12 protein-coding genes, 1 tRNA gene and 1 pseudogene are annotated in these 12356 nt (G+C 68.8%); 13 read left to right on the top strand and 1 reads right to left on the bottom strand.

The features are described 5' to 3' along the window. The first annotated feature begins 41 nt into the window (after positions 1 to 41). The 8 genes from MW084_RS15235 to MW084_RS15200 all read left to right on the top strand — a co-directional run bounded on the left by MW084_RS15235 (position 42) and on the right by MW084_RS15200 (position 8911). Positions 42 to 968 carry a metallophosphoesterase gene (locus MW084_RS15235; RefSeq protein WP_010470385.1) on the top strand — a complete coding sequence of 309 codons (927 nt, stop codon included), beginning with the start codon at positions 42 to 44 and terminating at the stop codon, positions 966 to 968. 80 nt (positions 969 to 1048) lie between these two features. After that, positions 1049 to 1122: transfer RNA gene (locus MW084_RS15230), tRNA-Pro, on the top strand. 256 nt (positions 1123 to 1378) lie between these two features. Next, complete coding sequence (locus MW084_RS15225) at positions 1379 to 2068, top strand: DUF488 family protein, N3 subclade (protein WP_010470386.1); 690 nt, start codon at positions 1379 to 1381, stop codon at positions 2066 to 2068. A gap of 99 nt (positions 2069 to 2167) precedes the next feature. After that, on the top strand, positions 2168 to 2983 hold the full coding sequence (locus tag MW084_RS15220) for a hypothetical protein (protein WP_029553479.1): 816 nt from the start codon (positions 2168 to 2170) through the stop codon (positions 2981 to 2983). A gap of 662 nt (positions 2984 to 3645) precedes the next feature. Then, the gene (locus MW084_RS15215) at positions 3646 to 4197 is read left to right on the top strand and encodes a toll/interleukin-1 receptor domain-containing protein (protein WP_010470389.1); all 552 of its coding nucleotides are present in this window, start codon (positions 3646 to 3648) and stop codon (positions 4195 to 4197) included. Then, on the top strand, positions 4194 to 5633 hold the full coding sequence (locus tag MW084_RS15210; protein ID WP_010470390.1) for a toll/interleukin-1 receptor domain-containing protein: 1440 nt from the start codon (positions 4194 to 4196) through the stop codon (positions 5631 to 5633). Before MW084_RS15215 ends, MW084_RS15210 begins: the two co-directional genes overlap by 4 nt. Continuing rightward, on the top strand, positions 5630 to 7657 hold the full coding sequence (locus MW084_RS15205; protein WP_010470391.1) for an SPFH domain-containing protein: 2028 nt from the start codon (positions 5630 to 5632) through the stop codon (positions 7655 to 7657). Before MW084_RS15210 ends, MW084_RS15205 begins: the two co-directional genes overlap by 4 nt. A 153-nt stretch (positions 7658 to 7810) precedes the next feature. After that, the gene (locus MW084_RS15200; RefSeq protein ID WP_010470392.1) at positions 7811 to 8911 is read left to right on the top strand and encodes a hypothetical protein; all 1101 of its coding nucleotides are present in this window, start codon (positions 7811 to 7813) and stop codon (positions 8909 to 8911) included. A 279-nt stretch (positions 8912 to 9190) separates the two neighbouring features. Here the strand turns inward: MW084_RS15200 and MW084_RS15195 are convergent, their stop codons facing one another. After that, positions 9191 to 9709: an ATP-binding protein gene (locus MW084_RS15195; protein ID WP_010470393.1), complete on the bottom strand. Its 519-nt coding sequence runs from the start codon at positions 9707 to 9709 to the stop codon at positions 9191 to 9193. 244 nt (positions 9710 to 9953) lie between these two features. Between MW084_RS15195 and MW084_RS15190 the strand changes: the two genes are divergently transcribed. The 5 genes and pseudogenes from MW084_RS15190 to MW084_RS15170 all read left to right on the top strand — a co-directional run. After that, positions 9954 to 10868 (top strand): helix-turn-helix domain-containing protein, encoded by a 915-nt coding sequence (locus tag MW084_RS15190; RefSeq protein ID WP_029553480.1) that lies wholly within the window; start codon positions 9954 to 9956, stop codon positions 10866 to 10868. Next, complete coding sequence (locus tag MW084_RS15185) at positions 10825 to 10962, top strand: DUF397 domain-containing protein (protein WP_275563635.1); 138 nt, start codon at positions 10825 to 10827, stop codon at positions 10960 to 10962. Before MW084_RS15190 ends, MW084_RS15185 begins: the two co-directional genes overlap by 44 nt. A gap of 35 nt (positions 10963 to 10997) precedes the next feature. Further along, on the top strand, positions 10998 to 11216 hold the full coding sequence (locus MW084_RS15180; RefSeq protein ID WP_050986758.1) for a DUF397 domain-containing protein: 219 nt from the start codon (positions 10998 to 11000) through the stop codon (positions 11214 to 11216). 250 nt (positions 11217 to 11466) lie between these two features. Further along, complete coding sequence (locus tag MW084_RS15175) at positions 11467 to 11685, top strand: DUF397 domain-containing protein (RefSeq protein ID WP_039829176.1); 219 nt, start codon at positions 11467 to 11469, stop codon at positions 11683 to 11685. A gap of 281 nt (positions 11686 to 11966) precedes the next feature. Further along, positions 11967 to 12356, top strand: a pseudogene (locus tag MW084_RS15170) (hypothetical protein); the annotation flags it as partial.

Below are 12356 nucleotides of genomic sequence, written 5' to 3'. Positions count from 1 at the left end.
TNNGGCGTCGCNCCCCCCCCNNGGTCTGCGACCATGGACCCATGCGCGCGCGATACGGAGTACCCCTCGGCATCACTGCACTGGGCGCGGCCGGCCTGGCCTACGCCGCCGGTTTCGAGGCCCGCTCGTTCCGGCTCCGCCGGGTGGCCGTCCCGGTCCTGCCGCGCGGCACGCGCCCCCTGCGGGTGCTCCAGGTCTCCGACATCCACATGGTGAGCGGGCAGCGCAAGAAGCAGCGCTGGCTGCAGTCGCTGGCGGGCCTGCGCCCCGACCTCGTCGTGAACACCGGCGACAACCTCTCCGACCCGGAGGGCGTGCCGGAGCTGCTGGACGCGCTGGGTCCGCTGCTCGACTTCCCCGGCGTGTACGTCTTCGGCTCCAACGACTACTACGGCCCCAAGCTCCGCAACCCGGCCCGCTACCTGTTCGAGAAGCTCCAGGGCCGCCACGGCCTCAACGGCAACCCGCCGGCCGTCGGCGTCGTCCACAACCCGTGGGAGGAGATGCGCGACGCCTTCGACGCGGCGGGCTGGCTGGACCTCACCAACGCGCGCGGCCGCCTCAAGCTGGAGGGCCTGGAGCTGGCGTTCACGGGCCTCGACGACCCGCACATCAAGCGGGACCGGTACGAGAAGGTCGCGGGCGGCCCGGAAGCGGACGCCGACCTCTCGGTGGGCGTCGTCCACGCCCCGTACCTGCGCTCCCTGGACGCCTTCACCGCCGACGGCTACCCGCTGGTCCTCGCCGGCCACACCCACGGCGGCCAGCTGTGCGTCCCCTTCTACGGCGCCCTGGTCACCAACTGCGACCTGGACACCGACCGCGCCAGGGGCCTCTCCACCCACCGCGCGGGCGGCCACACCGCGTACCTGCACGTCTCCGCGGGCTGCGGCACCAACCGCTACACCCCGGTCCGCTTCGCCTGCCCCCCGGAGGCCACCCTCCTCACCCTGACCCCCCGCGCCTGAGACCCCCGGAAAACCGGATTTCGTCTCCGGCCGCGGGTGGGCTAGAGTAAACGTCGTCGCCAGGGCAACAGCGGCGACATCGGGGTGTAGCGCAGCTTGGCAGCGCGCTTCGTTCGGGACGAAGAGGTCGTGGGTTCAAATCCCGCCACCCCGACAGAGAAACACCAGGTCAGGGGCCTGATCCGCGAGAGCGGGTCGGGCCCCTGAGTGGTTTTGGGAGACCGCTTGGGAGAAATCCGGAAGCCGGTCTTGGCCGGGGCCTCCCGGGCGCGCCCCGGGAAGACCGGGGTGTGGCCGCGGCGTCCGGCCCTCCCGGTGTTCGTGAACGGTCACCGCCCACCGGCCGGAAACGCTCCCCGTTCCCCGGGGGGCCGGACGGCACGGTCCACCGCCCGTTAGGATCACCGCCCATGGCCGCTCGCCCCTCCGAGAACAGCTTCGACCACGCCTCACGGGCCGGAGCGCTCGCACGGCGGATCCGGTCCCTGCGCGAGGAGCGCGGATGGTCGGTGGAGCGTCTCGCCAGGGAGGCGGGAGTCGGCCCGAGCACCCTGAGGCGCCTGGAGAGCGGGGGAGCGATCCAGCCGAGTTTCTTCACGGTCGGCGACGTCGCGGAAGCCCTGGACGTATCGCTGGAGGAACTCTTCCGACAGGCGAAGCCGACGCCCGGGCTCTGGTCCGCGGGGTACGAGGGGCGCGACATCGACTCGTTCGTCTCCTCCCTCCTGGACTGCGACATCCAGGTGGTTGCCGACGTCCGGCTCACGCCGATCAGCCGCAAGCCGGGCTTCAGCAAGAAGCGTCTGGGGCAGGCGCTCGCCGAGGCCGGCATCGAGTACACCCACCTGCGTGCGCTGGGAAACCCGAAGGAGAACCGGGCCCCCTTCTGGGACGGCCGGGTCGGCGTGGGGCGCGCCCGGTTCCGCGGCGTGCTGCGCTCGGATGAAGCGCAGTCCGACCTCGATCGCCTGGCCGAGCACGCCGCACGGTCCCGCGTCGCCGTGCTGTGCTTCGAGAAGGACGAGGAGCGCTGCCACCGCAAGGTCGTCCTGGACACGGTCCGCGAACGGGCCGCGGTGGACGTGCGGCCGCTGGCCTGATCCCGGCGGCTCCCCGTGCCGTCGGTCTTGACCGGCGGCTGCCGCTCCCTTCCCCTCTGAACCGGGGTGACTCGGTGGAGTCCGGTGGAGGGGGACGGCATGGCCGACGACCGGCAGCGCGCCAGGATCATGATCACCGTCAAGACGTATCCGGAACTGTCGTCGAAGTACCGGGAGACGAGCTGCGTGGCCGGGATCCGGCTGGACCTGGGGAGCCCGCGTCATGTGCGGCTCTTCCCGGTCCCGTTCCGGCTGCTGAAGCAGGGCGCGCAGTTCAAGAAGTACTCGATCGTCGAGGTCGACGTGCGCCCCCACCACGGGGACAGGCGCCCCGAGAGCCTGCGGCCCGACCTCGACACACTGGAAGTCGTCGGGCATGTCCCGTCGTCCGACGGGGGGAAGCGGCGGTACGCGTACGTCGAGCCGCTCGTCGCGCCATCGCTCTGCGCCATCAAACGCGACCAGGAGACCAAAGGGGCTTCGCTCGGTGTCTTCCGGCCGGCGGAGATCACCGACTTCCGGCTGGCGAAGGCGGAGCCATGGCCCCCCGCGAAGGCCGCCCTCGCGGACCAACTGGACCTGTTCGACCAGGAGCTGCGGCGCTTGGAGTGGATACCGTTCGAGTTCCGCTACCGCTTCCGCTGCGCGGACGGCGCCTGCACAGGGCACGACATGGGGCTGAAGGACTGGGAGGCCGGTGAGTCCTACCGGAAGTACCGGCGTACCTACGGTGAACAGGCCGTCCTGGACAAACTGCGCGAGCGCTGGTTCGACCGCATGGTCACCCCCGACCGGGCGGTCCACTGCTTCGTCGGCAACATCGCGGCGCGTCCCCACACGTTCATGCTCCTGAGCCTCTTCTCCCCCCAGCGGAACGTCGTCGACTTCGTCCAGGACGACCTGTTCTCCCTGTAGACGGCGTAGACGGCGCGGGTGCCGGGCAGCCGAGGGGAGGGGCAAGCGCGAGTGCCGACACCAAGGAAGGCCGTACTCCACGTAGGTCACGTGTGACGGGAGCGGGACGAAGGGTCGCAGCGGGCCCGGGGGCTCGCCGCCAGGGGCTTCCGGCCGAAGGCCGAACAGGTCGGAAACGAGGGTGACGCGTCGACAGGCACGGGTTTTTCGAGGCTGCGGAGCACCGGGAAACTCATGATCTTCGACCCCCGCGCTCATCGGGCTTCGGACTCGGCCCAAGCTGGCTGTTGGCCGACAGCCGAGTATCAGCCGACGGCCCGAGGCGCTGCCCGTTCCCGCTCCTGCAGTCGGCACCGAAGAAACTTCCCGTTCACCTCCACCTGGAGCTGTTCGAATCCGCTCAGTGACATAAAGTCTGGCTGATTGGCCTCCACCTGTCGCCACACTCGTCGGGGGTCCGCCACCGGACGAAAGCCCGAGGTTCCCTCAAGTGGACCTCAGCCTTTTCCATCGCGACCCGGCATACCCCATACGAACGATCAAACAAAAGGTTGATATCAGCCATGCGCGATCAAGAGCTGCCCGCCGGCCACCAGACTTGATCTTGACAACTTGACCGACTCCCCTGACAACACCAATTCAATCTGGGTAATCTCTCCGGCATGGGGCTGGAATGGTGGGAGCTCGGCCTGGGTGCCGTCGCTGCGGGAGCCGCGCTCGTCTCGACCGGCATCGAGGTCCGCGACCGACTGCGCCGCAGACGGCCTCCCGCGCCCACCTCGCTCGCCGCGGAACCGGGCGAAGCTTATGACGTATTTATCTCTTACGCGGAAGCGGACAGCGAATCGGCAGAAGCGTTGGCCTCCCGGTTACGGGCCGAAGGGCTGCGCGTTTTCCTGGCCGAATGGATCGGCCCCGGCCTCGTGGAAAGCCTGGAAAAAGAAGAGGCTCTGCGCGCCTCGGCCAACGGCCTCCTGATCTTCAGCAGCGCGACCATGAACGACGCCGCGATCCGCGACGAGTACGCGGCCCTGCTCCAGCGTGTGCACTCGGGCGGACGGCGGTTCATCCCCGTACTGATGGAAGACGTGGACCTGCCGCCTTTCGCCCGCATCCGAAGACCGGTAGATCTGCGGGCCTCGGGCGGGAGGCGGTTCGACGAGGGCCTCGCCACCCTGGTACGCGCCGTACGGTCGGGGAGTGATGCCGCTTGATCGATGTCTTCGTGTCCTACGCTCCCGAGGACGACACCTGGGTGAGAAGGCTGGCGAGCAACCTCTCCCAGCGCGGCCTGAGGGTCTTCTTCGACGTGTGGGACGTGCTCCCCGGGGATGTGATCGTGCATCGAGTCGATGCGGCGATCAGCGACGCGGCATGCGCCATCGCGGTATTCAGCCAAGCTTCGGCGGCATCGCCGAAGGCTCTCGAGGAGTACGCAGCCCTGGCCACGGCCGGAGCAACGCGTAATCTGCGGTTCATTCCCCTGCTGATCGACGAGGCCACCCTTCCCCCCTTTGCCGCCAACCGGGTCTGGCGCGACTTCAGGAATGTGGGAGAGCAAGAGTACGAGGAAAAAATCGAAGAACTGTGCACAGTGATTCTCGGCGACACTGCGGGAGGGACTGCGAAAAGCTCGGACACGCAGTTGCGTGAGGAGAACCTCGCGTCGGCACTTCCGTCACCGGCCCGCGTCATCACCGAGCCGGACCAGTGCGCTTTTGTGATCTGCTACGCACCGGCCGACGCAGCGTACGGCCTGGAACTGGCGGGCCAGTTGAGAACGGCCGGGCTGTCCGTCTGGTCAGCCGCGGACCTGAGGCCGGGGGATTCCCAATTCTGGACCATTCGGCAGCAGCTTGCTTTTGCCACAGCCGTCATCGTGCTGATGTCACCCCACTCCCAGGATTCCGACGACATCACCCGCATGATTCTTGAGGCAACGCTGCACCAGCGCCCCTTCTTCCCGATCCTGCTGGAAGGGAAACGCAATTACCACCTGGCACACACCTGGTATGTCGACGCACGGGACGGCCGACTGCTGAACCCGGCTGAAATCGACCTCCTACGGGAGCTCGACGCCACACGGAGGGCCGGTCGGCCGGCCGCGCCGTCCCCGGTGCTCCCGGCGCCGCTCACCCGACCGACGGTGGGGACGGTGCGGGTGCCACCTGATGTCTCCCTCGAACGTCTGGACTCCTACCTGGCCGAGGGGGAGTTGGCGCACGCGGATATCCATACCACCGCCGTCGTCCTGGAGGCGGCGAACCGGTTGGACGAAGGCTGGGCGGGTGCCCGGCATGTACACGGAATCCCCGCCTCAGTACTGGCGGGCATCGACGCGATATGGGCAGACCATACGCACGGGAGGCAGGGTTTCCGCGCGCAGGCAGAGCTTTCCTCGGTGCGCCGTGCACGGCACTCGGATTTCCTCGCGCTCTCGGTGGCCTGCGGATGGCGGGGCTCCGCCGACGGCGCCGTGCCGCAGAGCTACCGCGAGTTCACGAACCTGGCGGGGCCCGGTCCCCGCAACGGGTTCTACCCCAGCCTGCGCAATCCGCAGAACGAACTCTTCCTCGACTGGTACGACCAGTGGGCCGCTACGGTCCTGGCTGTCCATCTGCATGCCGGAAAGAGGGTGGCCGGCGAATGAACCTGGCCATTTTCCTGATCGGCGCCATTACTGCCGAAATTCTTGCTTCTCCTCTCATCTGGATGCTCGTCCTCCTGTTCGGCGCCGTCATGCTCGTCGGCCGCATCGCACGCAAGGAGCGTGAACGCGGAAAGCAAGGAAAGAACCGGCGGAATAGCCCCCTGATGGAGCTCGTTTTACTGGGAGTACTGGTCCCCCTAATCTTTGAGGTGGCATTCCGAGTGGGACTCCTGTCGATTTCTCTCGTCATCGTCTTCGCGCTTGCCGTGCTCGTCGCCTTGAAGGGTTTCCGTACCGTCCCCGCCGACCATGTCGGCATCGTGTATCGGGCTCACGGCAGCAGTCATCCGAAATTTCCCAACGTCACGCCGCACAACACACGGGGAGTGCTGGCCCGTACGCTGCGCCCAGGTCAGCGCTGCTGGCTGTTCCCCCTGCTCTACCACGTCAAGTACGTGCCCCGAGTACGAGTGGAAGAGAACAACATCGGGCTGGTCACGGCCAAGGAGGGAAAGGTGCGGCCGGCGGGCCGCTCCCTGGCCGCGCGCGTGGAGTGTGACAACTTCCAGGACGGCGAGGCCTTCCTGCTGAACGGAGGCGAGCAGGGCAGGCAGGTGGACACGCTCGCCAACGGCCAGACCTACTGCATCAACACCGAGCTCTTCGAAGTCGAACAAGTCCATCGCGTGTACATCCCCCAGGGCACGATCGGCCTGGTGAACGCGAGAGCGGGCGGAATCCGGCCACCCGACCGCCTCTTCGGTCCGCATGTCGAATGCGACAACTTCCAGGACGGTATCTCTTTTCTCGCCGGCGGCGGCCAGCAGGGCGTGCAGTTGGCCATCCTCCAAGGAGGGGCCTATTACAATATCAATCCGGCGGTGTTCGACGTCGCCACCAGCTGGAACGTCGGAGGGCGGAAGGGGGAGCTGGGCCCCCACCACCTCAAGGAGATCTCCATTCCACCCGGTTACACCGGAGTGGTGATCACACTCGACGGCGCGGAACCGGAGTCGCCCGACCGGCCGGCGCCGCGCGTTCCCGGCCATCAGGGATTTCGGCTGCCCTGGGTCTTCTTGCAGAACGGCGGGCAGCGGGGCGTCCAGGAGGAGACCCTGCGCGAGGGCACGGTATGCGCGCTCAACCCCTACTTCGTTCGTGTGGTGCTGATTCCGACACGCGTTCTCATCCTTGAGTGGAACGACAAGAGCCCCGCGGAGCGCTTGAACTACGACGCACACCTGGGGCGGATCGCGGTCACCGTCCAGGGCCACCGGCTGTTCGTGGACATGAGTCAGACCCTGCGGATCCCTCCGGAGTCCGCTCCCCTACTCGTCAGCAAGAACGGTGGCAGTCAGACGACGGGCATCGGTGGCCTCGACTGGAACCCGCTGCCTGTCCAGCGATTCGTGGAACGCGTACTGGGCGCCATCGTCGTCTCGTACTTCAACGAAATCGCTGCCGCAGCCACCGTCAAGGAATTTCTGGAAGCGTACGCCGAGACCCGGACCGACCTGGCCTCACAGGTGCGTAACGCGTTGCAGGCATGGGGCGTGGAGGCGCAGAACACCACACTCGGCGAGTTCATGGCTGAGGATCCGAAACTCAATGAAGTCCTGAAGAGGCCCGCTCACGAGCAGATGCGCAGCGAACTGCTCGACCTGGAACTGGCCAACGCGGAGCGCGAGGACGCCATCGACGTGGTGAAGGTGCGGGCCGAGAGCCGCCGCGTGGCGCTGGAACTCAAAAACCGCATCGAGGTACTGGGGCCGGAGAACGTCATGGTGCTGGAAATGCTCAGGGAGCTCACCAAGGCGCCTGTCCCGCAGTTCATCGGAGGTGGCGACCTCTCCGCCTACCTGGCCACGCAGCCAGTCGCCCGACTTGAGGAACTGCTGGAGAAAATGCGGAGCCTGCAGGAGAAAACCGCGCTGGAAAGCGGACAGCAGTCCTCGCTGACCGAGGGGGCCACCCGGGGAGAAATCCAGGCCGACGCCCGGAACATCCAGGGGGACATTCAGTAGAGCCGCCTGTGGAGATCGGGGTAGCCCCTTCAACGGCGGCCGGAACATCGAGCAAAGGCGAGCCCTGCATGGCCCGGCCGGGCTGTGTGAGGATGCGGGGAAGGGGACCGGCCCTGGGGAGGGGCCGGGTACGGGAGAAGGGCGGGGGCCGTCGTGGGCGAGGGCGAGCAGTCCATACCGGACGAGGAGTGGGAGCGCTTCCTCCGGGAGGCCGCGGCGGGGACCGGGGATGCGCCCGAGGAGCCGTCGGCGCGGGCCCGGATGGTGGCGCGGCGGTTACGGGAGGAGACCGGCCCGCCGGAGCCGTGGCGGAGCCACCGGCCGAACCGGCGGCGGCGCGGGAGCCGGGGCTGGTACGTGATCGGGCTGCTGGTCTCGGCCGCCCTGCTGGTCGTGGCGCTGGCTCCGGGGTGGGTGACCGGATGGTTCGGGGGCGGGGGCGGCGGGAGTACGCCACTGGCCGCGGAATCGGAACGTCCGGACCAGCCGCCACCGGCGGAGGCGGCGGCCCGGAAGCCGACCCTGGAGCAGCCGTTCCGGGGGTCGCCCGCGGAGCGGTGGGGTGACGGGACGGCCGGGATCGGCATGCCCGAGGCACGGGCCACCGGGTGGATGAGCCGGGAGCAGGTCGCGCAGGCACTCGGGAGGACCCGGGACTTCCTCGCCGCGTCCAACCTGGACTCCGGTGTACTGCGCGGGGAGCGGCCGAGCAGGGCGATCGCCCTGCTCAACCCCCACCAGCAGGACGTACGGGACTACCTGGCGACCGCGTTCCGCGCGCCCAGCCGGGAGGACGATCCCCTGATGCTGTTCAGCCGGTTCGACGGGACGAAGGTCCGGCTCGTCGGGGACGTGGTCAAGACGCGGGGGCGGATCACGTACCGGGAGGGCGAGCGCGGCGCGGTCGAGGTGACCGCCGACATCACGTACGTGTACCCGGTCGTGAGCACCGCGCCGGGGAGCGACGAGGTCGTGCGGACCATCGTGCGCCGCGAGGTCGTGGCGAGCTGGGACGACCCGGCGAAGGTCCACGTCGAGCCGGGGACGTTCTCCCTCGTCTCCTACAAGGTGGACACCACCAACGGCGGTTGCGGCACCTCCACCGGCTACCTCACCCCCGAGTTCGGCGCGGAGCGCACGACCCCGGACCCGGAGGGCGGCCCCCGGGTCGACCCGTACGACCGGAGTACGTCGATGGAGACGCGCATGCGGGAGGCCGGCGACGCGGAGTGCGGGACCGCCACACGGTCGTGAGCGGCGGTCGTCGGGGGCCGGAGCCGCACGGCCGGGGGCTCCGGGTGTCGCAGGCCGGCGGGTGCCCGGCCGCGTGACGGTGTCTCCGCGCCGGGGCCGGTGGGGACGTGCTGCGGACAGCCGGGGTACGGGCCGCGCCCCGTCGGGCCGGGGACCTCCCGGCAGGGCGCGGGGCCACGGCCCCTACGGGTTCCGGCGCGTCGGCGTACCGGGCCGGGTGGCCCGTACCGCCCTTCCCGCAGGCTGCGACACCCGACCCCTTACGGGTGGCCTTCGGCCCTACGAACCGCCCTCCGCCACAAGGGACACCTCCGCCCACACCGTCTTCCCCGCGGGCCGACGCGGCTCCCACCCCCAGCGCGCGGCCAGGAAGTCCACCAGGAGCAGCCCCCGGCCCGACTCGCCCCCGGGGCACGACGGGGGCGGGACCGTAGGGGGCCGCTTCGCGGAGGCGGCGTCCGCGACCTCGATCCGCACCAGCCCCGCGACCGTGTCGAGGGCGAGCCGGAGACCGAAGTCCCGGCCGGGCACCCGGCCGTGCCGCACGGCGTTCGCCGCGAGTTCGCCGACGACGAGGGCGACCGCGCACGACCCGTCCGACGACGGAGGGTGCCCCCACTCGTCCATGCGCCGGACCGCGGCGCGCCGGGCCAGCCGCGCGCCCCGCGGCGAGGAGGCGAACCGCTCTGCCAGAACCGGTAGTTCGCGTGTCCGACCGTCGATCGGGGCGTTCTCGACGGTGAGGGGCGCGGTGCTCCTCAGGGGCTCGTCACCCGGGGTGGTTGTTCCTGTCGGCACGGCTCGTCCGTCCTTGTCCATCGGGGGCTGTCGAGGCTGGCAGGGGCTGTCAGGGGCTGCCGGGGTCTTTCGGGACCTGCCGGGTCTGTCGAACCGGGGTGTCCGGCGGCGTGCGCGAGGCGTCACGTTCCGTACCCAAGGGTCGTCCGATCGCCCCGGGCCCGACAGGTGGTGCGGCCTTACTCCTCAGCCCGTAAGGAACGGAAGTGACGCTTTGGCCAACGAAATCGACCCCGGTGCGTCGATGGCGGCGCTGTTCGGCGCGCGGGTGCGCCGGCTCCGCACGGCGGCCGGACTGACCCAGGCCGAGCTGGGCGCGAAAACGCACGTGGTGAGCACGCGGATCACGCAGATCGAGCGGGCGTCCGGGGCGAAGCCGACGCTGGAGCTGGCCCGTGCGCTGGACGCGGCCCTCGGTGCGGACGACCTGCTGGTCGAGTTGTGGCCGTACGTGTACCGGGAGGCGTTCCCGGACTGGTCGCGCAGGTTCATGGAGTACTCGGAAAGGGCGGTGGTCATCCGCGAATACGCAGCGCATGTCATGCCGGGGTTGTTGCAGACGGAGGACTACGCGCGGGCGGTTCTACGAATCGGTCGGACTCTCGGCAGTACGGAGCAACTGGAGGAGCGGGTCGCTCTTCGCATGGGGCGACAGGAACGTCTCGGTACGCCCAGCCGACCCGAGCTGTGGGTGATCCTCGACGAGGCGGTACTCAGGCGCCCCGTCGGCGGTCAGATGGTAATGCGTGAACAACTCACACGATTGCTCAGGATTACGGAGGAACCGGATATCGCCATCCAGGTGTTGCCGTTCGACCAAGGGGAGCACGATGCCATGGGCGGTTCGCTCACCGTGCTCACCTTGCCGGATGGTTCGGAAGTGGCTTACACAGAAGGTGCACACTACGGCCAACTCATCGAGGATCCAGACCAAGTCAAGCGCTTTGTGCTGACTTACGATCGGCTGCGGGCGCAAGCCCTGCCCCCACTCATGTCATTCGACACGATCCGATCCGCGATGGAGGGCTACACGCATGAACGGAACGTCCCGTCCCGATCTGAACGGCGCCGCCTGGCACAAGAGCAGTTACAGCAATCAGGAGGGTGGCAACTGCGTGGAAGTGGCCGACGGATTCCAGACCGTCGTCCCCGTACGTGACAGCAAGACCCCACACAACCCGGCACTCTGCTTCGCCACCACCGCCTGGACCACCTTCATAGACGGACTGAAGTCCGAGCACCGCCACCCCTGAAGCGACCGCCCGATCCGCGAGGGAGGACAACACCTGTGAACCGCACTCCCCGTCCCGACCCGAACGGCACCACCTGGCGCAAGAGCAGCTACAGCAATCAGGAGGGTGGCGACTGTGTGGAGGTGGCCGACGGGTTCCGGACCGTCGTCCCCGTCCGCGACAGCAAGACCCCGCACAGCCCGGCACTCTGCTTCGCCACCACCGCTTGGACCACCTTCATAGACGGTCTGAAGTCCGGACACGACCGCATCTGAGGCAACCGCTTCGGCCGCCGTCCCCGACACGAACCCGCCGGGCCCTTGTCCGCAAGGGCCCGGTCGGCCGCCGTCCTCTTCGAAGAACCGGGGTAGAGACAGGGAAAGAACCACCTGTCCGCCCTTCCCGCTCATCGAGGTACCGGTCGACGCCATCGCTGCGAAGCGGCTCGTCGTCCGCTGCGGGCACGAGCCCGGCCCCTGTTCATGTCGATCGACGCCATCCGATCCATGAAGGAGGACAACCACCATGGAGCGAACGACGCTTTCTGGTTCGAACGACATCGCCTGGCGCAAGAGCAGTTACAGCAATCAGGCGGGTGGCGACTGCGTGGAAGTGGCCGACGGGTTCCGGACCGTCGTCCCCGTCCGCGACAGCAAGACCCCGCACGGCCCGGCCCTGCGCTTCACCACCGCCGCCTGGACCACCTTCACCGACGGCCTGAAGTCCGGACACCGCCGCCCCTGAAGTGACCGCACTCCGGTCGCCGCCCACGTCACGGACTCGCCGGGCCCTTGTCCGCAAGGGCCCGGTCGGCCGCCGGATCCTTCAAAGAACCGGGGTAAAGAACGACCCACCCACCCACCCTCCTCGCCGGAGAGGGCCGCATCACCCGTCCGGGTGACCGGTTTGCAGGTGTGGGACGTGGGCGGTTACGTTCGCCGCGACAACCCCAGACAGACGACGGCCCCCGGCCGGGACTGGCATCCCGACCGAGGGCCTGACCGATCAGGAAGAGCAGCTTCCCGATGGCTGACCCGCAGTCTAACGCGCGCCTGCGCGCCGACGCCGGAGCTCCGGCCTCCGGTGTGATCCACGTACGCACCCGGTTGACCGCCGACTTCACCGTGATCTCCAACGCCCTCGCCCAGCGGCGCGGCAGCGCGGTCACGGTCGGCGTCGCGGCGTACATCTCGTCCCTGCCCGACGGCTCCCCCGTGAGCATCACCGCCCTGTGCGAGCACTTCAGCGAGGGCGAGATCCTCATCTCGCGGGCGCTCAGGGAGCTCGAAGCGGCCGGATACCTGGAGCGCCGCCGCGAGCGCACGCCCGCCGGGCGGGTCCGTACCCGGACGTTCTTCTACGACGTACCCGGCGGCGGCGACGGTCCGGACGGCCCGCCCGAGCCACCCAAACCG

This window comes from Streptomyces sudanensis, from assembly GCF_023614315.1.
Lineage (GTDB): Bacteria > Actinomycetota > Actinomycetes > Streptomycetales > Streptomycetaceae > Streptomyces > Streptomyces sudanensis.
This window is presented reverse-complemented; position numbering and strand designations above follow the sequence as displayed.